The organism is Singulisphaera chitinilytica, assembly GCF_049331405.1.
Taxonomy (GTDB): domain Bacteria; phylum Planctomycetota; class Planctomycetia; order Isosphaerales; family Isosphaeraceae; genus PoT.
Map to the genome: position 1 here is coordinate 2,236,550 of NZ_CP186274.1, position 24,365 is coordinate 2,260,914.

Annotated in this window: 15 protein-coding genes; 12 read left to right on the forward strand and 3 right to left on the reverse strand. The window is 64.6% G+C overall.

The genetic code is table 11. From position 1 onward, the window contains the following. The first annotated feature begins 342 nt into the window (after positions 1 to 342). The 3 genes from ilvN to ACOYYX_RS09045 all read left to right on the forward strand — a co-directional run bounded on the left by ilvN (position 343) and on the right by ACOYYX_RS09045 (position 2,492). On the forward strand, positions 343 to 903 hold the full coding sequence (ilvN, locus tag ACOYYX_RS09035) for an acetolactate synthase small subunit (protein WP_422931604.1): 561 nt from the start codon (positions 343 to 345) through the stop codon (positions 901 to 903). A gap of 226 nt (positions 904 to 1,129) precedes the next feature. Then, on the forward strand, positions 1,130 to 2,134 hold the full coding sequence (gene ilvC, locus ACOYYX_RS09040; RefSeq protein WP_422929604.1) for a ketol-acid reductoisomerase: 1,005 nt from the start codon (positions 1,130 to 1,132) through the stop codon (positions 2,132 to 2,134). Positions 2,135 to 2,255: 121 nt separating this feature from the next. Beyond that, a complete protein-coding gene (locus ACOYYX_RS09045; RefSeq protein ID WP_422929605.1) occupies positions 2,256 to 2,492 on the forward strand; it encodes a ferredoxin in 237 nt (78 codons plus the stop codon). Positions 2,493 to 2,804: 312 nt separating this feature from the next. On the opposite strand, the gene cphA is transcribed toward ACOYYX_RS09045, so the two are convergent. Beyond that, entirely contained in the window at positions 2,805 to 5,477 is a 2,673-nt protein-coding gene (gene cphA / locus ACOYYX_RS09050) for a cyanophycin synthetase (protein WP_422929606.1), read from the reverse strand. 1,175 nt (positions 5,478 to 6,652) lie between these two features. On the opposite strand from cphA, the gene ACOYYX_RS09055 reads away from it, so the two are divergent. The 4 genes from ACOYYX_RS09055 (at position 6,653) to ACOYYX_RS09070 (ending at position 11,127) form a co-directional block, all read left to right on the forward strand. Then, the gene (locus tag ACOYYX_RS09055; RefSeq protein WP_422929607.1) at positions 6,653 to 8,929 is read left to right on the forward strand and encodes an ABC transporter transmembrane domain-containing protein; all 2,277 of its coding nucleotides are present in this window, start codon (positions 6,653 to 6,655) and stop codon (positions 8,927 to 8,929) included. 67 nt (positions 8,930 to 8,996) lie between these two features. Then, the gene (locus ACOYYX_RS09060) at positions 8,997 to 9,509 is read left to right on the forward strand and encodes a DUF1854 domain-containing protein (RefSeq protein ID WP_422929608.1); all 513 of its coding nucleotides are present in this window, start codon (positions 8,997 to 8,999) and stop codon (positions 9,507 to 9,509) included. A 172-nt stretch (positions 9,510 to 9,681) separates the two neighbouring features. Then, positions 9,682 to 10,245, forward strand: coding sequence for an NUDIX hydrolase (locus ACOYYX_RS09065; RefSeq protein WP_422929609.1), 564 nt, complete (start codon positions 9,682 to 9,684; stop codon positions 10,243 to 10,245). 441 nt (positions 10,246 to 10,686) lie between these two features. Continuing rightward, positions 10,687 to 11,127, forward strand: a complete 441-nt coding sequence (locus tag ACOYYX_RS09070) for a response regulator (RefSeq protein ID WP_422929610.1) — start codon at positions 10,687 to 10,689, stop codon at positions 11,125 to 11,127. Between the two features lie 587 nt (positions 11,128 to 11,714). On the opposite strand, the gene ACOYYX_RS09075 is transcribed toward ACOYYX_RS09070, so the two are convergent. Next, positions 11,715 to 12,935, reverse strand: a complete 1,221-nt coding sequence (locus tag ACOYYX_RS09075; protein ID WP_422929611.1) for an endonuclease/exonuclease/phosphatase family protein — start codon at positions 12,933 to 12,935, stop codon at positions 11,715 to 11,717. 236 nt (positions 12,936 to 13,171) lie between these two features. Between ACOYYX_RS09075 and ACOYYX_RS09080 the strand changes: the two genes are divergently transcribed. The 3 genes from ACOYYX_RS09080 (at position 13,172) to ACOYYX_RS09090 (ending at position 18,012) form a co-directional block, all read left to right on the forward strand. Further along, positions 13,172 to 14,161 carry a hypothetical protein gene (locus ACOYYX_RS09080; RefSeq protein ID WP_422929612.1) on the forward strand — a complete coding sequence of 330 codons (990 nt, stop codon included), beginning with the start codon at positions 13,172 to 13,174 and terminating at the stop codon, positions 14,159 to 14,161. A 1,302-nt stretch (positions 14,162 to 15,463) separates the two neighbouring features. Next, positions 15,464 to 17,158 carry a glucoamylase family protein gene (locus ACOYYX_RS09085; RefSeq protein ID WP_422929613.1) on the forward strand — a complete coding sequence of 565 codons (1,695 nt, stop codon included), beginning with the start codon at positions 15,464 to 15,466 and terminating at the stop codon, positions 17,156 to 17,158. A gap of 236 nt (positions 17,159 to 17,394) precedes the next feature. Continuing rightward, the gene (locus ACOYYX_RS09090) at positions 17,395 to 18,012 is read left to right on the forward strand and encodes a flavin reductase family protein (RefSeq protein WP_422929614.1); all 618 of its coding nucleotides are present in this window, start codon (positions 17,395 to 17,397) and stop codon (positions 18,010 to 18,012) included. Between the two features lie 40 nt (positions 18,013 to 18,052). On the opposite strand, the gene ACOYYX_RS09095 is transcribed toward ACOYYX_RS09090, so the two are convergent. Then, on the reverse strand, positions 18,053 to 19,171 hold the full coding sequence (locus ACOYYX_RS09095; RefSeq protein ID WP_422929615.1) for an alkene reductase: 1,119 nt from the start codon (positions 19,169 to 19,171) through the stop codon (positions 18,053 to 18,055). Between the two features lie 286 nt (positions 19,172 to 19,457). Here ACOYYX_RS09095 and ACOYYX_RS09100 point away from each other — a divergent pair, with 286 nt between their 5' ends. Beyond that, positions 19,458 to 20,087 (forward strand): sigma-70 family RNA polymerase sigma factor, encoded by a 630-nt coding sequence (locus tag ACOYYX_RS09100; protein WP_422929616.1) that lies wholly within the window; start codon positions 19,458 to 19,460, stop codon positions 20,085 to 20,087. Between the two features lie 67 nt (positions 20,088 to 20,154). Continuing rightward, positions 20,155 to 23,493, forward strand: coding sequence for a protein kinase domain-containing protein (locus tag ACOYYX_RS09105; protein ID WP_422929617.1), 3,339 nt, complete (start codon positions 20,155 to 20,157; stop codon positions 23,491 to 23,493). The last annotated feature ends 872 nt before the right edge of the window (positions 23,494 to 24,365 follow it).

The window sequence follows — 24,365 nt, forward strand, 5'->3', positions numbered from 1 at the left end:
ACCGCGACGCGTCGGGGATGGGTCGCGACTATCCAACCCCCGAGGCCGAGACTGACGCCCGGAAATTCCTCCGTCGCACGGCGAGGTTCGATCGACCGACGGGGTCGCGAAATCGCGGGGGATGGGCCGGCTCGGCGACGTCGCGAGCCCCTCGAATCTTCGAGAGGAGCCTGGCGCCCTCTTGCCGAGGCGAGGGCTCAAACTTACGATGTTGAATTCCTCCGTTCGCCGGCCCCGTTGTGCGAGGGAGGGGCGAACGCTTTTGGGAGGGTGGGATCGGCGATGGCGACAGCTTCGGCGAATGCTGGTGGATCTGCGGCGACGGCGAAACAGACGGGTCGGATGAGGCATGTCCTCTCGGCCCTGGTACAAAATCAGCCCGGCGTGCTCGCGCATGTCTCGGGGATGTTCGCCTCGCGCGGATTTAACATCGACAGCCTCGCCGTCGGGGAGACGGACGATCCCCAACTGTCGCGGATCACGGTCGTCGTCGTCGGCGATGACCGCCTCCTCGAGCAGGTCCGAAAGCAGCTCGAGAAGATCGTCACGGTCGTCAAGGTGCACGACATCTCTCGCGAAGACTATGTCGAACGCGACCTGATGCTGATCAAGATCAACTCGTCCCCCGAACAGCTCGCCGCGATCAAGGCGCTGGTGGAGATCTACCGAGGGCGGATCGTGGACGTCGCTCCCGACCAGCTCATGATCGAGATCTCCGGCCAGGAGCGGAAGATCGAGGCCTTCATCGACTCCGTCCGCCCCTACGGCATCCGGGAGCTGGCGCGGACGGGGCGGATCGCCCTGGTCCGAGGCGTCGGACCGGAGGCCTCCGAGGACCTGCCGCAGTCCGACGCGGATGCGACCGACGCAACTCCTGCAGTCGTGGGACACTCCAACCTGTAAGTTCTCCGTTCGATTCAACGATAGAGTCGCATAGCGAGGGGCCGGGCTGCCTATCGCTCGGCTTTGCGAGGCGGCCGAACTTACGTGCGAGCGATGAGGCGGGTGGCCCGCCGATTCACGGCGGTTTTGCCGAGAGGCCCGCTCATCGCTTTCGGCTTCGAGCCTCAAGAGCCCGAGACGGCGCCTTCCCAAACGGCCCTGAGCCTGTTTCCGAGAGGATTTGACGATGCCGGCCACGATGTTTTACGACCAGGACGCCGACCTGAGTCTGCTCAAGGGTAAGAAGATCGCCATCATCGGCTACGGCAGCCAAGGCCACGCCCAGGCTCAGAACCTGCGCGACTCGGGCTGCGACGTCGTGGTAGGTCAGCGCCCCGGTTCGGCCAACTATGATCTCGCCGTCGAGCACGGCTTCAAGCCCGTCTCCGCGGCCGAAGCCGCCGAGGCCGGCGACCTCGTCAACATCCTGCTCCCGGACGAAGTCCAGGGCGGCATCTTCGCCCGCGACATCAAGCCCAACCTCCGCCCGGGCAACCTGCTCCTCTGCTCGCACGGCTTCAACGTCCACTTCGGCCAGGTCGTCCCGCCCGAAGGCGTCGACAGCGCACTGGTCGCCCCCAAGGGCCCCGGCCACCTCGTCCGCAGCGAGTTCGTCAAGGGGGGCGGCGTCCCCTGCTTGATCGCGACCGCCGATAACTGCACCGCGGCCGGCAAGGCCCTGGCCCTCGCCTACGCCAAGGGCGTCGGCGGCACCCGCGGCGGCGTGCTCCAGACCACCTTCGCGGAAGAGACCGAGACGGATCTCTTCGGCGAGCAGGTCGTCCTCTGCGGCGGCGTCAGCGCCCTCGTGAAGATGGGCTTCGAGACCCTCATCGAGGCCGGGTACCAGCCCGAGAGCGCCTACTTCGAGTGCCTCCACGAGCTCAAGCTCATCGTCGACCTGATCTATCAGGGCGGCCTGAACTACATGCGGTACAGCATCTCGAACACCGCCGAGTTCGGCGACTACACCCGCGGCCCCCGCATCATCAATGAGCAGACCCGCGAAGAGATGCGGAAGATCCTCAAGGAGATCCAGAGCGGCCAGTTCGCCCGCGAGTGGATCCTCGAGAACCAGGCCGGCCGCCCCGGCTTCAGCGCCACCAAGCGTCGCGAGCGCGAGCATCCGATCGAGCAGGTCGGCAAGCGCCTCCGCGGCCTGATGTCCTGGATCGACGCCAAGACCGTCTGATCCAACCCGAGATCGTCTTCCATCAGCATCGATGGATTCGAACCAACGGCCTGCCTCGACCCGTTCGAGCGCGGGCCGTTTCTCTTTCTCCCGCGGCCAACAACAGGCCGCGTCACCTACCATGGCCGACAAGTCGCAGAAAGTCGCCGAGAATCTCCCCGGTCGCTATTACGTCGACGTGACCTGCATCGACTGCGACCTCTGCCGCGAGACCGCCCCCGCGAACTTCCTGCGCGAGGATTCCGAGGGGCACAGCTACGTCACCCGCCAGCCCAGCACCGAGGCCGAGGAAGACGCCTGCCGCGCCGCGATGGAGGAATGCCCCGTCGAGGCGATCGGCGACGACGGCGAGGATTGAGGCCGTGGACGAATCGGAGAGTGTGGCCTCGCAGCAGCCTTCGAAATAATTGGAGGGCGCGGACGGCCCAGGTTCCGAACCGGGTTGGTGTCCACGCCCTCAGCATTTCGCACGATGATTCGGGCAAGTCTGGATGGACGGTCGGAGAAACGTCTGCTTGACCGTCGACACCAGGCAAGGCCGGCGAGACGGCGAAAAAGGCCCTTCTCTGACTGTCCACTCATGCCGAAGGCCATCATCGCAGGAGGGAGAGAGCTCCCACGAGACGGCCTTTGATTCGTTGGGGGTGTTTCACACGCCCACACTTCAATCTTAGTTCACGGAAGCCTGGCCGACTAGGGCCAACTCGACGTCGTGAGGCTGAACCGGCTCGAGGGCCGGGGCCGAGTCGACGAATCGCAACACTTCCGCCACGACGTCGTCGATCTCCTTGGGCTGGATCACGAGCAGGTCGCCCGGCTCCAGCGAGCGGAGAGCCAGTTCGATGGCCGTCGGCTCGTCGGGAGTCTCGAACGTCTCGACGATCCGAGAGCCAGAGGCGAGCCCTTCCTTCATCAGGCTCATGATCTCGCCGGTCTTGCGACCACGGAGGTCGGGATACTCGTACAGCACGACGGTGTCGAAAGACTCGCCGAGGATCCCGGTCTGACGGGTGATGTCCCCGTCACGTCGATCCCCTTCGCACGAGAAGACGATCGACCGGCGCTTCTGCGGGAACATCTCGATCGCATCGACGAGGGCCGAGACCGCCGAGGGGTTGTGGCCATAATCGAGGATGATCGTCGCACCCTTGGCCTCGAGGACATTGAACCGGCCGGGGGTCTGCTGGGCGCTACTCGAGAAGGTCGCGAGCCCCTGGCGGATCTGGTCGAACGGGATGTTGAGCGACCAAGCTGCGCCGATCGCGGCCAACACGTTCTCGACCTGGAAGCCGACCCGACCGTGATAGGTCAGCGGCACCCTCGAAAGCGAGATGAAGACCGTCTCCTGCTGACCTTCGGCGATGATGACGTGATCGTCGCGCACGAAGACCACTCGGCCGCCGTTCTCTCGGGCCGTCTTCATCACTTCATGGTCGCCGTCGCGGCTGAAGAAGATGACCGAGCCGGGGCACTTGGGAGCCATCTGGGCGACCCAGGGATCGTCGGCCTTGAGGACGGCGTTGCCCGTAGGTAGCACCACGTCGACGATCGTCCGCTTGACGATGGCGAGCTTCTCGAGGGTCTCGATGCCGGAGAGCCCGAGGTGATCCCCCTCGCCGATGTTCGTGACGACCGCCACGTCGCAGCGGTCGAAGCCGAGGCCTTCCCGGAGGATGCCGCCGCGGGCGGTCTCGAAGACGGCCATCTCTACCTTGGGATTCACCAGGATCGACCGGGCGCTCTGGGGGCCGCTGCAGTCGCCGGCCTCGATGCGGCGGGTGCCGACATAGACGCCGTCGCTGTTGGTCATCCCGATCGTCTTGCCGGTGCCGCGGAGGATGTGGGCGATGAGTCGGGTCGTGGTCGTCTTGCCGTTGACCCCGGTGACGGCGGCGATGGGGATGCGGCCGTTCTCGCCTTCGGGGAACATCATATCAATGATCGCCTCGCCGACCTGGCGGGGCTGGCCGACGGAGGGCTCCAGGTGCATCCTGAGGCCGGGGCCGGCATTGACCTCGACGACCACGCCCCCTTGTTCCTCCATTGGGCGGCGGATATCGAGGGCCACGATGTCGATGCCGGCGATGTCGAGCCCGATGACGCGGGCGGCGTCGATCGAGCGTGCGGCGACGTCGGGGTGGACTTCGTCGGTGACGTCGGTCGCGGTCCCGCCGGTGCTGAGATTCGCATTACGCCTGATCAGCACGAGCGTCCCGGCGGCCGGGATCGAGTCGGGTCTGTAGCCTTGTTCTTCCAGGACGCCTAGCGAGATCGGGCAGAGGACGATCTTGCTGAGGGCCGTGGCGTGGTGATCGTTACGCCTCGGATCCTTGTTGATCTCGGCAACGAGCTGCTCGATCGTGCTCTTGCCGTCGCCCACCACTTGCGCGGGGTCACGCCTGGAGGCGGCGACGACCTTGCCGCCGACGACGAGGACGCGGTAGTCGAAGCCCGGGGCATAACGCTCGACGACGACCTCGTCCCCCTGCTCGAGGGCGTTGGCAAAGGCCTTCTCGACCTGCTCGCGGGTCGTCAAGTTGGTGGCGACGCCACGCCCCTGGTTGCCGAAGCGGGGCTTCACCACGACCGCCGCGCCGATCTCCTGGGCGGCTTCCCAGGCGTCTTCGGCGTCGCGGACGGGGCGTCCGTCGGGGACGGGAACGCCGACCGCCCTCAGCAGCGACCTGGTCAGGTCCTTGTCCTGGGCGATCGATTCGGCGATGGCACCCGTGCGGTCGGTCTCGGCCGTGAGGATCCTTCGCTGCTTGTTCCCGTAGCCGAGTTGCACGAGGCTGCCGGTGTTCATCCGCCTGGAGGGGATATTGCGGGCCTTGGCCGCGTTGACGATCGAGGCCGTGCTCGGCCCGAGGGCAACCTGGTGGGCGAGGTCGCGGAGCTTCTGGACCTCGGCATCGACGTCGAACGGACGGTCGTCCATAGCGGCCAGGACGAGCTCTCGGGCCGTCACGAGGCACGCGCGGCCCACTTCCTCGACGCGGTACTGGACCACGACCTTATAAACGCTCGAGTCTTCTTTCATCTCGCGGGCTCGGCCGTACTTGACGGGCATCCCGAGCAGTTCCTGGAGCTCCAGCGTGACGTGCTCGAGGATGTGGGCGGGGTACGTCCCCTCGCGGAGCCGCTGGAAGAAGCCGCCGCGGACCCCTTCGCTGCATTGATGCTCGATCATCGTGGGCAGCCAGCTCATCAACCGGTCGTTGAAACCGGGGATCGAGGTCGAGGGGGAATCCTTGAGGACCCCGAGATCGACCCAAGCCTCCAGCACCGGGAAGTTTGCCCACATGTTCGGCCCGCGAAGGGCCAAGACCTTCAGGAACTGCATAACCGTCGAACCTCCCAGACTGGAATGGCTTCTCGACTTCGGATGTTGGGGTACCGCAGTGTGCGCACTCTCGCCGATCTGCTCCGTGCTCATGTGGGCGCAGACATGCACACCACACGAGGAAGGATCGTTCCCGCGGGGACACTACCCAGCCTCATCGACGGGAGACGAGCGACAGGAACGAACGCCGTCCGACCCCTCGGCCGCTATCGCACTCGCCGGGGATTCCCAGCTGCGGCCTCGAACACGTTCGACTATCGCACTAGTACGGAGATTTCGTTCGTATCGTTGGAACCCTCTTCGAAGTCTCCGCCCCTTCGCGAAAAAATCATCGGTGGGCGGGGACCTCAAGCAAAACCGAGGCCAAGGCTAGGCGAGTGGCACGTCGGACGCACCCCCGCCGGCCCTTCGGACCGAGGGAAAACAACGCGGACGACCCTGACGTGACGATTGACGCGGACGACCCGCACGATCGAGAGAAGTGAGCTGGAGAGCGGAGCATACGGAGCGATAGACGCTCGTAGACTTCGGAGCCACTGTACCCCCAATTGTCCCGGGTGGGACAACGCCAAAAAACCGACTCCGTCCTACCGAACATGCACGACTACAGGTGCCGACCCTAGAATATGAGGTGCTTTAATTTATGGCGCTGCCACTCGAAAATCAACCGGTTCATTCCAAAGTTCTCATAATCCACTTGATTAACAATTTGATAACAAGCCTTGGAAGATGGCGTTAAACCGGGCTCGTAGAGACTTCGAAAAAAGAGTCTTACGCCCCGCCAGGACCTCATCGGAATTTCTCCCGATCTTGCGCAAGATTTCGCGCTCAAATCCGGATAACCCGAGACTTTCCACCTTTTTCGCATTTCGTGCTTGTCATATTTGCAATCGGGAAGCGGACGCCGCATGCTCTCTTGCTGGTCTCGCCACGAATGGCCGAGCCCGGCCGCGGCGATTGGTCCGCGATTTCCATGCGATCGGCGGGCGGCGCGCAAAAGACGGTTCGACATCGGCGGAGGAACTCGCGTACTAATAATAGACCCGGGTCGGCGAGGTCGGGTACGGCTGCATCCTATGCACCCAGGCGTTGAACAGCGAGAAGCATCTGTTCACGCTTCGAGCTTGCAGTAAGGCTCACGAAAGTTAACTTGTCTTGAGGGAAGGTCTCGTCACGTGTCGACCGAGAATGATGGAAGATCCGAGACTCGTGACATCCTCCCTTCGCCCTGGCGAGAGCAGGCCGAGTCTCGGCTGGCCCCGGAAGAGCGTATCCTCGCCTGGTTCCTGCCGAACCTCGATGAGTCGATGCATTTCTCCGAGAGCCTGATCGTCCTGACCAATACCCGCCTCCTCCATCTCGACGCCGATCGACCGGCCTCGGCCTCCGGCGCTGGACCAGGACAAGACGAAGTCTGGCGCCTGCACCGAGGGCTCGAGCTGAAAATCAAGGATCGCGCTGGAGTAGGGACCCTCGAACTTTTCGACGAAGACGGCCGCCTCGGCGTCTGGCGCTACACGATCGCGCGCAACGCCGCGGCCCATCGGCTCCTCGACCACTTCGACCTCATCCTCAACAACCAGCACGAGGAACCCGAGGCCGCCGGCGAGGTCGTCTGCCCCTCCTGCGGCGCAATCCTGGCCGCGAGCGACGCGGCGTGCCCGACCTGCGCACCGTCGAAGGCCTCCAAAGTGACCTCGTCCCTCGTGCGGCTCACGAGGTTCGCCAGGCCCCGCGCCCCCATGATCCTGCTGGGGTTCATCCTCACGCTGGTCAGTACGGCGGCGAGTCTTATCCCGGCTGCCCTGACCGCACCACTGGTCGATAACGTCCTCATCCCGTTCGAAAAAGGGCAGGGGGGACACTTCGGCCTGGTGTCCTGGTACCTCGGGATGATGACGCTGGCCTCGATCGTGGCGTGGCTTCTCGGCTGGGCCAAGACTTACGTCCTGGCCTGGGTCAGCGAGCGGGTGAGCGCCGACCTCCGGAACCAGACCTATTCGCACCTCCAGCGGCTCTCGCTCGAGTTCTTCGGCGGCAAGCGGACGGGCGACCTGATGTCGCGCCTGACCAGCGATACCGACCGGATCTGCAACTTCCTCTCGATCAACCTGCTCGACTTCGCCACCGACGTGATCATGATCGCGATGACGGTCGCGATCCTCGCCCACACGGACGTCTGGCTTGCGGCCGCGGCCCTGGTACCGTTCCCGCTCATCATGTGGCTCGTGCAATTCGTCCGCTATCGGATGCTCCGGGTTCTCCAGCAAGGGAGCCGGGCCTGGGCGGCGATGTCGAGCGTCCTGGCCGACACGATCCCGGGCATCCGCGTCGTCAAGGCGTTCGCCCAGGAGCGCCGCGAGGTCGAGCGGTTCCGAACGAGCAATGACCACGTCCTGGCGGTGAACGACCGGGTCAACACGATCTGGTCGTTCTTCGGCCCGATGACGACGTTCCTGACCCAGCTCGGCATGCTAATCGTCTGGGGCGTCGGGGCCTGGCTCGTCTTCCATCGCGGGCTGACGGTGGGTGTCCTGACCATGTTCCTGACCTACATCGCCCGCTTCTACATGAGGCTTGAGTCGATGCTGCGGATGGTCCAGGCCACCCAGAGGGCCGGCGTGAGCGCCCAGCGCATCTTCGAGATCCTCGACCGCGTGCCCAGCGTCGCCGAGCCGGTGCGGCCGATCCACCCCGACCACCTCGAAGGGGAGATCTCGCTGCATCAGGTCTCGTTCCGCCACGGCAGCCGCCAGATTCTCAGCGGGCTCGACCTCTCGATCCGGCCCGGCGAGATGATCGGCCTGGTCGGGGCCAGTGGTGCGGGCAAGAGCACGCTCGTCAACCTCGTCTGCCGGTTCTACGACGTCAGCGAGGGGTCGATCCTGGTCGACGGCACCGATATCCGCTCGTTCGCGGTCCCCGAGTACCGCCGGCACATCGGCATCGTCCTGCAAGAGCCCTTCCTCTTCTACGGCACGGTCGCCGAGAACATCGCCTATGGCCGTCCGGATGCCTCGCGCGAAGACATCATCGAGGCCGCCCGCGCCGCTCGAGCCCACGACTTCATCCTGAGACTCCAGGACGGCTACGACTCGGTCGTCGGCGAGCGAGGCCAGGGCCTCTCCGGCGGCGAACGCCAGCGGATCTCGATCGCCCGGGCGATCCTCATCGACCCGAAGATCCTGATCCTCGACGAGGCGACTTCCTCCGTCGACACCGAGACCGAGCGCGAGATCCAGGAGGCCCTGGATAACCTGATCCGGGGGCGGACGACCATCGCGATCGCCCACCGACTCAGCACGCTTCGCAAGGCCGACCGGCTCGTGGTGCTCGAGCATGGCAAGATCGTCGAGGTCGGGCCTCCCGGCGACCTCCTGAAGCGCTCCGGTGCCTATTCCCGGCTCCACCAGGCGCAGATGGAGCTGGCGGCCGGGCTCAGCGTCCCCTGACCTCGGCCCGCCGCCTTGCAGACCCTCGAATACTCGTCTATCGACATCGAAACGCGAAGGAATTCCCGTGTCCTCGTCTCAACGGAATCACCTCGGCTCCAGAACAGCGACGGCATCGGCGTCGATCCAACTCCTCCGCGATGACTGGGACCGGCTCGTCCTGACGGATGAACTTGGCCGCGATCACGTCGGGGTCGAGCCGGTCCGCGCCTTCCCCCTGTCCGACCCGGAGCGCTGGATCTCCCTCTGCGATGGGCACGGCCGCGAGCTGGTCCGCTTCGAGACGCTCGAAGGGCTCGAGCCGGACCTCCGACGGCTGGTCGAGGAAGAGCTCTCGGTCCGGGAATTCGTCCCCACGATCACACGGATCGTCCGCGTCTCGGGCGAAACGTCCCCCTCCGACTGGGACGTCGAGACTGACAGGGGCCGCACCCGATTCACCCTCGACAGCGAGGACGACGTCCGACGCCTCGGCCCGCATCGGATCCTCATCACCGACGCCCTGCGACTGCGATATCACATCCCCGATATGCGTAACCTCGACCACGCGAGCCGACGCACCCTCGATCGCTATCTTTGAGCCGAGTTCGAACCGAGACCCCATCGACGGTGTTTGGCTATAATGCCTCCCACGGCCGCAGGTGCCAGGGCTCGGATGGTTCAGCCTGGTATATCAACCAAGGCCTGATCCTTGCGCGTCTCGCCCATCCCTGCGACCGGGGCATTCACGAGACCTTGACCGGGGAATCGCTGTGGCGATTGAACATCCCGACCCACGTCCCTGGGACGTGCTGTCGTCGAGCTTCCTCTACCGCAAGCCCTGGATGACGTTGCGGTCCGACCGGGTCCGACTCTCCAACGGGACGATCATCGACGATTTCAACATCCTCGAGTATCCCGATTGGGTGAACGTCGTGGCCGTCACCGGGGAGTGCGAGGTCGTCCTGGTCCGTCAGTATCGCCACGGCATCCGCGACGTCTTCTATGAGTTGCCCGCCGGGGTCTGCGACGCCGAAGACCCCGGCCACGAGGAGTCGGCGCGGCGAGAATTGCTGGAAGAAACGGGTTACGGCGGCGGGGTCTGGTCCCCCTTGATGACCCTCTCCGCGAACCCGAGCACCCATTCCAACCGCAACTACAGCTTCCTGGCGGTCGGCGTCGAACGGCTCCAGGAGCCGCAGCTCGAGGACACGGAGGAGATCCACGTCCACCCCGTCAGCCTCGACGAGTTGCGACGGATCCTCGACGCTGGCGAGATCATGCAGGCCCTCCACGTCGCCCCTCTGCTGCGATTCCTGTCCTCCCCCAATTCATGACGTAATTGGGTCGGCCAACAACATGCTCCAGCTTCACGTCGAGCCGCAGATGGGCGGCAGCGTCTCATTACGCGCGCCCCCGGGGAGTCCCTCGTTCAAGCCTATCTCGATGGCATGAAGTAGTCTCAACTTGAGAAAGACATCTGAATCGCTTTAGGGGAACCGAAGTTGACTCTGATGAGCAGACAAAATCGAAGACTTGACCTGTGGAACAGCCCAGATTTCAAAACGATTTGGAAAGCGTCCCGTATCTGGTCTTGAAATAAAGACTTGGGTCGAACGCTGGGATCGTGCCTGTTACGCCCGAAGCGATTGCGTGTGACATGGCCCTGGATTTGCGTAAGGCTCTATCTTGCTCCTTATATTCCCTCTCATGCATGCGGCGGAGAGCTGCATGGCCTTCGATTTGGAGCATGATCAGACTTTACGGCGGTTCCTTCCATGCGTCTGCTGCTTGTTGAAGACCATGAAGATTCGCGACGCCTCCTGGCACGATTCCTGCGCGGCCTGGGCTTTACCGTGCTCGAGGCGGCGGATGGCTTCGAGGCCCTAGAATTGGTCAGCGGGTTCGACCCTGAACTCGTCGTGACCGACATACGGATGCCGGATATGGACGGCCTGGAGATGATCCGCAGGATGCGCCAGATACCTTCGATGATGGAGGTGCCGGTCATCGTCTGCACGTCGGAGCCGTCGGACGCGACCGAGCGCCGCGTCCACGAGGCCCACGCGACGGACTTCATCTCCAAGCCCGTGGACATCAACTGCCTGGCCGAGCGCCTGGGCCGTTGGCTCATCCAGGGAGAATCGCAGGACGAGACGGAGGCGCCGAGGGACTCGGCCGCCTCGGCCGGCAATTCTCCAACCGCGGCTTACGGGTGAAGGGCTCGAGATCGCCCGCAATAGTGATCGAGGTAGGCGGTCCGCGAAGTCAGACTTTGCAACCCCCGCATGACCTCACAACAAAACCTCAAGCCATCATAACAACGATGTGCGCCCAGTACCTTCGACCAGTTCGTCTTCGAAACAAATCTTTTACTGATGTCCTCAAGTAAAATTTCGACTTCGAAAGCCCATCGCTTCGAGCTCTACCATTCGCCGGAAATGAAGCCCGCCTCGCCGACAGGACAGGCCTCAAATTGAACCAGTTCCTGTTCAAATCATGTTCACAAAGACCATTTTTTAGAGCACGACATTTTCAAGCGGAAGGCAGACATTGATAATATTCGACGTGATGGGCTAGGCCTTGCGGGACGGCGACGAACTTGGCATGCTGTCGATTAATGTAGGCGTGTCCCTTGGTCAGGGGGGGATTGGCACCGACGCCTTCGGTTCGCACGCCGGCCGACGCGGCCGAGGAAGAATCGCGTAGTCCCCTGACCCATTGAATCACGTGTCGGAAACAGCCCCAGCTTCAACCGGGATTGATTTCAACAAACTTCGACCGATTAAACCCCGGGCGACCGCGATCACTTGGCGGGACTGACCTGGATGTCGAGGTAAACGAGCCGGTGGTCGGAGCTGGCGACCGGCCTCATGCGAACGAGCCTCGAGAGTGCGTCGGATTCCGCCGGCCAGAAGACGCCGCCGTCGAGGACCTTGAGGTCCATCGAGGGCAGGACGTAATCGACCCGGAGATTGCCGACCGACTCGTCGGCGAAGTCGGCCGTGTCGTTCTCGGCGGCACCTTGGTGCTTCGCGTTCATCTTGCCCTGCAGCCGGGCAGCCTCGGCCGCGCCGGGAGAGCGGGGGATGATGCTTGCATTGATCTTAGGATGTTTGAGGAGCTGATCGATGGCGCCCGGGACGCTGCCGCCGTCGAGCGGGTCGGCGTTCAGGTCGCCCATCAGTACGAACGTCTCGGGCGGATTCAGGCCCCCCACACCCGGCGATTCGCCTAGATATTTGGACGAGCCGTCGTTTCGGAGGTAGTCTGCCCAGAGGCGGATCTCGTCATGGTTGCGCTTGCCGTTGCGGTCTTCGGGGCCGTCGAAGGCGGGCGGGGTGGGATGGCTCACGAGCAGGTGGACGGGACGCCCCTCGACCTGGATCGGGAGATCCCAATGCGACTTGGACGAGAGCCGGAAGACGGCCAGCGCCTCGGGCGAATACCACGACTTGCCGCCCGGCCTGGTCGGCAGCAGGGCTGCGGGCATGTCTTTCCACAAGAAGTTCGTGAAACGACGGACGGTATCCTTGTCGATGGGGTACTTCGAGTAGACAACCATGCCGTACTGGCCGGGGAACTGGCCGAAGCCGAAGGCGTCGTTGCCGTAGCCGCGGCTCCCCGGCTCCTTGACGACCTTCCCGTCGCCATCGAGGTCGTGGCCGCTGGGGACGCCCGTGTTGACTTCCGAGGTGTAGCGATAGGCGTACGTCAGCGCCGGGGCCCCGTTCTGGGAACGCGCGAGGTAGTTCTCCTGGAAGAGCGAGGCGGCTCGACCTTCGGCATCATAGTCGAATTCGTTGATGAGCAGGACATCCGGGGCAACGCGCTGGATGATCTCGGCGACGTTGCGGGCCTGGGTATTGTCGGTCGTCGAGAGGTCGCGGGCGAGCGCGCCTTGCGTGTCGCGATTGAGGGAGGCGTTGAAGGTCGCGAACCGCACGGCCCCGGGCGGCCTGGATTCCTGACCGAGTGCGAGGCTTCCGACGAAGAGTAGCGCGGAAACGACCGTCATCCGCCACATGGTGGGTCTCTCGTGCGTGGACCGAGGTTCATGCCAGTATCCGTGGCCTCCAACATTACGGAGGCGCCTTGCCCGGATCCAGGCCCCCAGGGCGGTTTATCGGGCCAATCATCGAATTCTCATCGAAAGTTCATTCGATTCCCTCTCCGCTCGATTGCGATGTGCGGACGAGGTTGACGCCGGGCTCTCGGCGCCCCTCGCCCCGGTCCTCAGTGAGCGAAAGAGGGGGAACAAGGATGCGTCGCAGCGTCTTCGCGGGACTCGCGCAGTCCCTCGGCGTCATCGTCGTCGGTTTGTCGCTGGTCGGCGGCGGGCGGGCCCAGCAACCGCCCCCCGACGGGGAATGGACGGCGGACGCGGTCGTCGCCGAGGCCCGCGCCGTGACCGACAACACCCTCGGGGCCGCGCAAGGCGTGGCGGTCCGCGAGGGCAAGATCTATGCCTACGGGGATGTGCATACCGTCACGCCTCGGGTCGGTGTGATCCGGGAGTTCGGCATGGATCTCGCGCCGACCGGACGCGTCGTCTGGCTGCGTCGAGGCGGGTCCCCCTTCATCATCCACCCCACGGGCCTGACCTGGGACCCGCACTTCGGCACGTTCCTGGGCGATACGATCAAGTCGCCGGAAGACCCGCGCAGGACGAAGGCGAAGATCTACCGGCTCGACTGGGAGCGGGCCTGGGCGGACGGGCACCTCGACAACTCGGTCATCGACGCGCTCGACGACGACGCGGCCGTCAACGGCTGCCGGCCCACGTTCGTGAAGGTCGCGGGCAGGACCCTGCTCGCCACCGCCGATTATGGCTCGATCCGCCCGGAGATCCGCCTCTACGACCCCGAGTTGTTCCTCGACGCGAAGCGCAGCAGCGCCCCGGGCGTGGTGGTGCATCGGATCCTGAGCGGCCCCTATAACCAGAACCTGCACTGGGATGCCGAGCTTGGACGCCTGACGTGCGTCCAGAACGTGATCGAGGGCCGGGGATGGAGGCTCGAGGTACTCGACCTCGCCAGAGGCGTCGCCGACGGTCGGGTCAGCGGCCCCGGCGTCCGCGTCCAGAGCTTCACCTTCGTCCCGCACGACGAGCTCGAAGGCTACTGGCCGATCGATCGCCAGAAGTCGATCCTCATCACCTCGAGCCGCCGCGACAACATGGTCGTCGGGACGATCCGACCCACGGACCCGCGGATCTCACCGCCCGTCCCCCCCTCTGCCGAAACCAACTGATGCATTGATTCCAGCATTCCTCGCGACCGAGCCGGGTGAGAAACGGGGACGCCAGGGCGTCCCCGTTTTCGTTGGACCTTCGTTGCCCCATCCGACGCGTTGAGATCGTCCCGCCGGCACAATTCCTGTCCGACCCGTCTCTTTCCCCTGATAAAACCCTCGGGGAGGAGGGTCGCCACGGAGGCAGTCAGGGCGATCGCCAACGATGCCATCACCGGGTCATTCCTGCTCGCCGCGGAAATTTGAAATGATGAAGGTGATGAGAAATGTCAACGATAGGCCTCCTCATTGCCGGGAGACCTATCCGCTCGAAAGTACCACGACAATGATGCTCCAACATTCGAGTTGAACGGAGCGAAGAACTTCGTCAAAGACAGGGCTGGCAACACATCGACAAAAGCCTTTCCGAGCCAACCATGAACGATTAGGCATTCTCAATTGGATGCCTCGTTCGGGTTCCCGGAGCAGGCTCAGGCAGATAACTGCCTCAAAATGAGAGGCCTCAAGGCCGAGGATTGGGCCGAAAAACGAGATTCGGAAGCCGGGAACGGACCATGGAAGCGACGGCTTGCAGGCACATTCAATTCGAGCCAGGATCGAGTGGCCGATGATGGCCGAAGCCAATCCGTCCGCGGGATCTATGGCTGACGCATCGATGGCAACAAACGCGACAACGAGAGTGACGGAAGCGACGTTTTTGCCGTTTGGAAGGTTGAAGACCGACAAGCTCGGCCGAAACCGCGGAGGTGAGTTGGGCTTAAGGTATTCAAATTGCTCATAGAGTCACCAACAGGTTGATTCTGAGTCCGCCGAATCCGACCTCGACATTTGGTCGTTCTGTTATAATTCGATGAACGGCCTCGGTTTCCGGAGAAATCCGGCGCCCGGGTCATTATCGAAGCCAAGACGGCTCTTCACGTTGCGAGCCCTCTCGATCGATCCATCGCACCGGAATTTGGGTGAGAGCTTGAATGACCCGTTCTTCTCGCGCGACCCCAAGATCTCCAGAGGAATTTCGAGTTCCTCTCGAAAAGAGACAGTAGTTCTCCAAGTCTGTGTGATCGAACCCCATCGAGGCGTTCGATATTCCATGAAGGGTTCGTGCGTGCAATAAGTCGGTAACGTGAACATCCGGACTCGACTGGACGTAATAAAACCAGTCTCGGGGTGGTAGTTCATCAGATTCGCCCCGCCCCGGGGGAGGGGTCCGGACGGAGCCGTCCGACAGTCCTGGCGTTCTTCCAACGACCCGTTCGCGGGCCGGGGGATCGTCGTCCCACATGATGCGGGGAGCCAACTCCCATGAGTATGAGGACAATCGTCGCCATGGCGGCACTGATCCTGGTCGGTGCGACTGCCGCGACCGCGAGCCCGAACGCACTCGGGCCCAGCGACCGTGACCTCCTCTCCACCTACGCCCGCGACACCTGGCATTCCATCGATGCCATGTTCGCGCAAGGCGAGCTCCCCACCGACGAGATGCGCCGACAGGGAGATGGCTGGACCCAATCCGAATTGACCTCGCCCACGAACATCGCCGCCTACCTCTGGAGCGTGATCGCGGCCGAGGATCTGCACATCATCTCCCGGGAGGATGCGGGCAAGCGGCTCGAGCGCGTCCTGCAAACGCTCGACAAGATCGAGCGATCGCACGGCTTCTACTTCAACTGGTACGACGCCTCGAGCGGCAGGCGTGCCCGGGTTTGGCCCGGAGGAGTCGCCCTCCGCCCTTTCCTCTCATCCGTGGACAACGGCTGGCTGGCCGTTGCCCTCATCGTCGTGGGTAATGCCAGGCCCGACCTGCGCGACACAACCGATGCGCTCTTGAAGGACATGAACTTCGGATTCTTCTACGACCCTTATGATCCGAACGACCCCATCGCGCATCCGGGGCTGCTCCGCGGCGGATACTTCACCGACAGCAACACGTACACGGATTTCCATTACGGCACGCTCAACACGGAGCCTCGCATCGCCAGCTACGTGGCGATTGCGCGAGGACAGATCCCTGTCGAGCATTATTACCGGATGATCCGCGCCCACAACCTCGGCCGCGACGGGCGCCCCGCGCCGACGAGGACGTACGCCGGCGTCCCGGTCGTCGAGGGCAACCGCCACTACCGGAACATGAACTTCGTCCCGAGCTGGGACGGGACCATGTTTGAGGCCCTGATGGTCCCCCTGTTCGTCCCCGAGGCCGAGTGGGCCCCGGGTAGTTGGGGGGCCAATCACCCGCTCTACGTCCGGGCGCAGATCGAATACGGACTCCGCGACGCCAGGCTCGGCTACTGGGGGATCTCCGCATCCACCGACCCCGGCGGCGGCTATCGTGCCTACGGAGTTGCCGAGTTGGGGAGCCGCGACGTCGATTCCTCTCGCAAGCACGAGAGCATCATCACGCCGCACGCGACCTTCCTCGCGATGCAGTATAGCCCGGTGGAAGCGGTCGCGAACCTCCGGACCCTGACGCAGAACTTCCCGCTCTACGGGCCTTACGGGTTCTACGACTCGGTCGACGTCCACACCGGTCAGGTTGCCGAACGCGTGCTCATCCTCGACCAAGGGATGATCATGGCCTCGCTCTCCAACGTGATTGGCGGCGACGTCCTCCGTCGCGGGTTCTGCAGCGGCCCGATGGAGGCTGTGATCCGGCCGCTGATCGCCCCCGAGCGTTTCGAAGTGGGCGAGGTCAAGCCGCGGGAACCGGAGCAGGTGGTCTCTCGCGAGGAGCCGAAGCCGACCCTGGACTCCAACTGGCGCATCGACGAGCCGGACCTCTCGCTCCCGTCGCCGGCGCTCGGCGAGATTCCCGAGACCATCGCGATCATCTCGCCGGTCCGCGACATGGAGGCGAGCCCGCGACTCGGCCTCTCGGCCACAATCACCGACATCCTCCAGAACGTCGGACCGAATCGACCGCTCGCCGCGCCCAATGGCGGCAACGAACGCAAGGGGCGTCGGAAGCGGTCGAACTCCACGAATGCGGCTCCCCCTTGATCCTGGGACCGCACGCTCCGACGCGATGGCCAACTCCCTCTAAACACACGACCCGTCGACGCCAAGTCGACGGGTCGCTTTCGTTTGATGGGACGCGGATTTCAGCGAGGCTGACTCCGCAGTAACCTTGATCAAATCGAGGAGAACGGGCTCTGACCCTGCGCTCCGCTTAGTGAACTGACCGGAGTCTTACAGCCCAGGTCGAGACGCTCGGCGACGCATCGGAGTGGACATTCATGGCGGAGACGCATTCCTACCTGACGTCGGAAGGGCACGGCCTTCCGCACGATCCTTTCAAGGCCATCGTGGCTCCCCGGCCGATCGGCTGGATCTCCACTCGAGACGCGCAAGGGCGCGTGAACCTCGCGCCTTACAGTTTCTTCAACGCCTTCAGCGACGCCCCTCCCATCGTCGGGTTCAGCAGCAACGGGCGCAAGGACAGTTTGAGGAATGCGGAGGAGACCGGCGAATTCGTCGCCAATCTCGCCACGCGGACGCTCGCGGAGGCCATGAATCGCACCTCGGCGACGCTCCCCCACGGCGTCGACGAGATGACGCTGGCGGGCCTCACCCCGGCACCTTGCCGGGTCGTCGCACCGCCTCGAGTGGCCGAGGCCCCGGCCGCGCTCGAATGCAAGTTGCTCGGCATCAATCGGCTTGTCGACCTCGATGGCAACCCGACGGATTATTACCTCGTCCTCGGCCAGGTCGTCGCGGTCCACATCAGCACCGCCTGCCTCAAGGACGGACTCTTCGACATGACCGCGGCCGGGACGATCGCCCGCTGCGGCTATCGGGGCGACTATGCCGAGGTCGATCACCTCTTCGAGATGATCAGGCCGAGTGACGCCTGACTCACCGAAGACCCGTTTGGATCACCGCCTCGTCATCCGATCAAATCTCGGCTCCACCTTTATGATAGGGGAAATCGATGTACCCGCGATGATCGCCGCCGTGGGAGGTGGAACGGTCGTAGGCGTTCAGGGGTAGGCCGAGCTTGATCCGTCGGGGCAGGTCTGGGTTGGCGCTGAAATGACGGCCGAAGGCGACGAGGTCGGCGTCGCCGCGGGCGAGGATGTCGGCGGCCGTCTCGGGCTCGAACCCCCCGGCCGCGATGATCGTGCCCGCGAAGTGCTTGCGCAGCAGTTCCGAGGCGACGGGCGGGAGCCCCTCTGTGATGGACTTATTCCCGGAGCTCCTTGGCTCGATGATATGCAGGTAGGCGATCCCGAACTCGTCCAGGCGATCGGCGACGTGGCAGAAGAGGACGCCAGAATTGCTGTCCGACATCCCGTTGAAGATGGTGCTCGGCGAGATCCGGACCCCGACCCTCGCCCGGCCCCAGACGCAAGCGACCGCGCGGACGACCTCGAACAGAAGGCGGGCGCGATTCTCGACCGAGCCGCCATAGGCGTCGGTCCGTTTGTTGGAGCCATCCTGGAGGAACTGGTCGAGGAGGTAGCCGTTGCCCGCGTGGATCTCGACGCCGTCGAACCTCGCCGCCCTGGCTCGCTTCGCGGCCGAGCGGTACTCGTCGACGATCCCCGGGATGTCCTGCAGCGCGATCGCCCGATGCGGCGAGGCCGGTACCCAGCCTTCCGCGGTGTAGGCGATGCCCTGGAACGGCACCACCGAGGGGGCCAGAGGCGCAACACCCCCGGTCATGTCGACGTGGCCGACTCGTCCCACATGCAAGAGTTGGAGGACGATCCGGCCTCCCTTCGCATGCACGGCATCGACGACCTTGGGCCAGCCGACGACCTGGGCGTCGGAATAGATCCCCGGTGCCCCGAGGTATCCGCGTCCCCTCATCGAGACCGTCGTCGCCTCACTGATAATGAGGCCCCCTTCGGAGGCTCGCTGCCGGTAGTATTCGGCCATCAAGGGCCCCGGTATATCACCCGGGACTTCGGCCCGTAGGAGAGTCAGCGGGGACATCACGACGCGGTGCGAGAGTGGGATGGGGCCGACCTGGGTCGGTTCGAAAAGCTTTCGGGACGTGGCCACGGCCATGATGAACTCCTGCCCGGGCGACGCTGCATCATCGCGTCGCGGAAGAGATGAGGTGGAGGCTCGCAGCGTCAATTCGGGTCGCGGAGCAGGGGGGACAACGATTTGAGAGGCTGGAGGAGTGTCTCGAAGGCCTCGAGACGCCGGGGATCGGCCGTTCGATCCGCCTGCCGCACCCTCGTTGGGCGCAACGGGTGGACAGCGAGTCCTAACTTTCGCAGTGAAAGAATTCGAACTCCGGATTTTGAAGAGTGGAGATCCACACAACTTGCCGTAGAATCAACCCGTTATGGAAGAGAACCGAACGACAATCGTGGTCCAGCAGTATCTGAACGAACTAGCCGAGGCCCAGGGCAAATCCGACGCCGAGCCCGTGATCTCGGCATTGTTGGCCCGTTCGGCACAGCGGCTCCAGATCCTCTGCGCCTCGCTCCTGTACCGGAGTTATCCCAGGCTGGCACGCCCGCCGCTGGGGCTCGAGGCCGAGGAGATGCTGGGTGCCGTCGTCGAGCGGTTGCTCCGCGCCCTGAGGGAAACGAGGCCCGTCACGGTCCGAGGGTTCTTCGCCCTCGCCGGCCAGCACATGCGCTGGGAGCTGAATGACCTGGCACGCCGCCTAGATGAGCAGGGCATGGCGTTCGACGTCCATCAGATGGATGTCGCCGAGCCGGCCAGCAGCGAATCGGGCCTGAGGCCGTCGGCGCGTCGGATGCTCGACGCCATCGAGAGCCTCCCGGAGAACGAACGCGAGGCCCTCAACCTCGTCCGCATCCACGGCATGACGCAACTCGAAGCGGCGGACATCCTTGGCATCTCGGTGAAGACCGTCCAGCGCCGCCTGAACCGCGCCGTGATCCTGCTCACGGCCGAGCTCGACGACCTCCGGCCCGGCCCGGACTCGTCCGACGGCGACGACTGAGCGACGACGTCACTTCGACCCCTCGACGACCCGGCCAGTCAACCAACCCCCAGGTGGATACTCGGCCATGTCCGACCAAATCCGCGTCCTCGAGCTCCTGGAGGAGGCCATCACCTCCGGCAAGCCCGCCGAGGTCGTCTGCGCCGACACCCCCGAGTTGCTCCTCGAAGTCCAAAGCCGGCTGGCGAGGATGGCCCACGTCCGACAGAAGCTCGACTACCTCTTCCCCGAGCCCGGGGAATCCTCGGCGGCAAGGCCTGCGCCCCGGGCTTCCGGCCCCTTGCCGCACATCCCGGGGCACGAGGTGGAAGCCATCATAGGGCGGGGCGGCATGGGGGTCGTCTACAAGGCGAGGAACCTGCGGCTGAACCGGCCGGTCGCCGTGAAGATGCTCCTCGTCGGGGCCCACGCCGGGACGATGCAGCTCGCCCGCTTTCGGCGCGAAGCCAAGGCCATCGCCGCCCTGCGTCACCAGCATATCGTGCAGGTCTACGAGGTCGGGGATCTCGACGGGAACCCGTACTTCACGATGGAGCTGGTCGAGGGGGGTAACCTCGCGGATTACCTGACGAGGATCCCCATCTCAGGCCGCCAGGCCGCCGCATTCCTGCTGCCGGTCGCGAGGGCCGTTCAGTTCGCCCACGAGACCGGCGTGATCCACCGCGACCTCAAGCCGGCCAATATCCTGCTCCAGGCCGGGGGGCCTTCGCGCGTGGCCAGGCGAGAGTCGCCCGAGCTCGACGCCTTGCTCGTCCCCAAGATCACCGACTTCGGCCTCGCGAAACTCGAGACGCGAGCGGACGCGACCCTGGACTCGGTCACGTGGTCCGGCGCGATCCTGGGCACCCCCGCCTACGTGGCTCCCGAACTGGCGAGGGGGCAGGGGGGCGAGGTCGGGCCACCGGTCGACATCTACGCCCTCGGCGTGATCCTCTATGAGATGCTCACGGGCCGGCCTCCGTTCCAGGGGGAAGGGGCGGTCGAGACCCTGATGCAGGCGACCGAGCTCGATGCGGTCCCTCCCGCCCGGCTCGTGCCTCGCGTGCCGATCGACGTGCAGACGATCTGCCTCAAGTGCCTGGAGAAGGATCCTCGCAAGCGCTACCCGTCCGCCGAGGCCCTCGCCGACGACCTCGAGCGTTTCCTCAACAACGAGCCGATCTGGGCGAGGCCCGGCGGACGCCTCGGCTTCGCCCTGCGCTGGGTGCGCCGCCACAAGGCCGTCTCGTCGGCCATGGCCGTGGCGGCCGCGATGTTCGCGATCCTCGTGATCGGCTCCATCGTCGCCGCGGTCCACTTCCGCAACCTCGGCGAGGAGCAGCGCAAGCTCGCCCTTGAGAAGGGGAAGCTCTTTTCCGAGAAGGAGGCCGAGCGCGTCAAGGCCGTGGCGGCCAGGCTGAGCGAGACCTTGCAGAGGGGCGTGGTCGAGAAGCAGAAGGAGATGCTTCGGCGGAACCTCTACATCGCCGAGATGAACCTGGCGAGCCAGGCCATGACCTTCCCGAGCGGCCTCGGTCGCGTCGCCGAGCGACTGGCGGACTGGGAGCAGAACACGCCCGACCTCCGGGACAGGGAGTGGTACTACCTCAAGCGGCTCTGTCACCGCGACATCGCCACCTACCAGGGACATCACGATGGCGTCTTCCACGTGGCCTGGAGCCCCGACGGCAAGCGATTCGCCACGGGGGGCGCCGATGGCCTGGTCGGGATCTGGGATGAGTCCGACACCGACAGCCCGAAATGGCTCCGGGGCCACGCGGGTGTCGTCGCCTCGGTCGCCTGGAGCCCCGACGGCACACGCCTGGCCACCGCCGGCTGGGATAGCAAGCTCAAGGTCTGGGACACGGTCGAGGGGCGGGATCTCTTCACGCTCAAAGGCCACGAAGGGGGCCTCCACGCCGTGGCCTGGAACGGGAACGGCACCCGGCTCGCGACCGGCAGCGAGGATCGGACGGTCCGGATCTGGGATGCCTCCCCCGGCGCCTCGCCGAGAACCCTCCGGGGACATCTCCAGAGCGTGGCGGGGGTCGCCTGGAGCCCCGACGGTAAGACCGTGGCCTCGGCCGGGCGAGACTCGATCATCCGACTCTGGGACGCCGACTCGGGGGACGAGTCCCGGGTCCTGGTCGGTCACAAAAACTGGGTCACGCGCGTTGCCTGGAACGCCTCGGGCGATCGACTCGTGTCGGCCGGCAACGACAGCACCCTCAGGATCTGGGATCCGGGATCGGGCAAGCCGATCCTGGCCCTCCGCGCGCATCACCTGCCGATCCTGACCGTGGCCTGGAGCCCCGACGGCACCCGGCTGGTGACAGGGAGCGACGACCAGACCGTCAAGGTCTGGCGGGCCTCCGATGGCACCGAGGTGGCGAACCTCCGCGGGCATACGGCGAGCGTCACCTCCGCCGCATGGTCGCCCGACGGCACGCGCCTGATCACGTCGAGCCACGACAGGACCGTCAAGGTCTGGGACGGCAACACCTCGCCAGAAGTCATCGGCCTCCACGACCACGACGCCGACGTCCTCACCCTCTCATGGAGCCGGAGCGAGCGGCGTCGGCTCGCCTCCGCGAGCGCGGACGGCATGCTCAAGATCTGGGATCCCGCCCGAGGCGGCGAGCGGCCCACGCTCCGTGTCAACGATCAGCCCGTCGACGCCATCGACTGGCACCCGGACGGGAATCGGCTCGCCTCCGCGAGTCGCGACGGAATTGTCAGGATCTGGGACGTCGACAAGGGGGTCGTCTCTGCCTCGCTCGCCAGGCACGACGGCGATATCTACGCGGTGCGCTGGAGCCCCGATGGAACCAAACTGGCATCGGCCGGTGTGGATCAAGCGATACGCATCTGGGACGTGGAGAGCGGCACGCTCCTCCACTCACTGACCGGGCACAACCACGTCGTCCACGGGCTCTGCTGGAGCCCCGACGGGAAACGCCTCGCGACCTGTTCCGGGGACCGGAGCGTGAGGGTCTGGGACGTCGACTCGGGGCGCGAGGCCTGGGCCATGCGCGAGCACGAGGCCGAGGTCATGTGTATCTCGTGGAGCCCCGATGGCCGCTGGCTGGTCTCCGGAGGCTGCGACCAGAGCATCAAGCTCACCGACGCCACCAAGGGCACCGCCGAGCGGACCTTCCGAGGTCACACGATGACCATCTATGCCCTGGGCTGGAACCCGTCGGGGACCCGCATCGCCTCAACCGGGAACGACCGCACCGTCAAGGTCTGGGACGTGGCCACGGGCAAGGAGACGATGACCCTCGCCAGCCACGCCGAGCGCGTCAACGCGCTCCAATGGAGCCCGGACGGCCACTCCATCGCCTCCGCCAGCAACGACAAGTCGATCCTGATCTACGACGCCTCGGCCGGCTACGCCCACAAGCGCCAACCTTTGGCCGGCCGGTAGATATATCAGACTCCGCCAGTTTGCCTGGCGGCGGTAAGTCTCATCAGGTCATTCTCCTTTTTGGAGCCTCGGCGGGGCGACCGATGCCACATGTCGGACAGACTCACCACGGCCATTTCAGCAAGTGAATCTTCAAGCCCTATTACACGGCTCAGAAAGTAAGCCTCGGTTTACCGAGAGCTTACGTTTTGACGCAACGTTCAACTCAACCACCAGTTAAGTCCTCGCTTTGTCATTTCGATTGTGCGCAATCCCTTTCCCGAAAGCCCACAACCCGGAATCCCTGGACAAAGTGCATCAAAATGATCGATATTGTGACTATGACCTTGATTGCCACTTAGGAAATCGGAATAATCGACTTTCGATCGTAGCCCATACCTCCCGTGACGGAGAAGGCCCGCGTGTATCGCTGAGGCCAATCCCACACCCTGGCTCTTTCGAGGTGGGCTCCTCGAGGAAAAGGGCGTCGAAAAGACGGACCCTCGATCGGATTCAAGTCGCCGACCCGGAAACGGGAGGCATGCACTTTTCGCAAACCTGAAGCGGCTGACCGAGACGCGCGGAGGCCCTCAGAGCTGTGGGATCCACCCATGTCCACCCGACGATGTTCGATCCGCACCGATCGAGCCTCCATCGGCTCTCGCCCCGCATCCTCACGGCCCTCGGCGTCGAACTCGATGCACGGATGTATAAGCATCGCACTGACTTCGGTCGACACGCCCCGCTCGTGTCCGATGCCGATGTCGTGTAAGGGCCTTGCCCCCCGCTGAGCCGGTCTTACCCAGCCAACTTCGTCTACGGCTCCGGCCGCTTGGTCCCGGCGCTCCCCTCGATCCTGGGGCGTCCAGGCCGAACGACCCGGTCGAGCCGAC

Bases quoted from the DNA above. Each gene is read 5' to 3' on its own strand.
- ACOYYX_RS09095 (WP_422929615.1), bottom strand. From the start codon at position 19,171: ATGGCCGTGGCCACGTCCCGAAAGCTTTTCGAACCGACCCAGGTCGGC.
- ACOYYX_RS09090 (WP_422929614.1), top strand. From the start codon at position 17,395: ATGGCGGAGACGCATTCCTACCTGACGTCGGAAGGGCACGGCCTTCCG.
- ACOYYX_RS09070 (WP_422929610.1), top strand. From the start codon at position 10,687: ATGCGTCTGCTGCTTGTTGAAGACCATGAAGATTCGCGACGCCTCCTG.
- ACOYYX_RS09075 (WP_422929611.1), bottom strand. From the start codon at position 12,935: ATGTGGCGGATGACGGTCGTTTCCGCGCTACTCTTCGTCGGAAGCCTC.
- ilvC (WP_422929604.1), top strand. From the start codon at position 1,130: ATGCCGGCCACGATGTTTTACGACCAGGACGCCGACCTGAGTCTGCTC.
- ilvN (WP_422931604.1), top strand. From the start codon at position 343: ATGAGGCATGTCCTCTCGGCCCTGGTACAAAATCAGCCCGGCGTGCTC.
- ACOYYX_RS09100 (WP_422929616.1), top strand. From the start codon at position 19,458: ATGGAAGAGAACCGAACGACAATCGTGGTCCAGCAGTATCTGAACGAA.
- ACOYYX_RS09045 (WP_422929605.1), top strand. From the start codon at position 2,256: ATGGCCGACAAGTCGCAGAAAGTCGCCGAGAATCTCCCCGGTCGCTAT.
- ACOYYX_RS09080 (WP_422929612.1), top strand. From the start codon at position 13,172: ATGCGTCGCAGCGTCTTCGCGGGACTCGCGCAGTCCCTCGGCGTCATC.
- ACOYYX_RS09085 (WP_422929613.1), top strand. From the start codon at position 15,464: ATGAGTATGAGGACAATCGTCGCCATGGCGGCACTGATCCTGGTCGGT.
- cphA (WP_422929606.1), bottom strand. From the start codon at position 5,477: ATGCAGTTCCTGAAGGTCTTGGCCCTTCGCGGGCCGAACATGTGGGCA.
- ACOYYX_RS09105 (WP_422929617.1), top strand. From the start codon at position 20,155: ATGTCCGACCAAATCCGCGTCCTCGAGCTCCTGGAGGAGGCCATCACC.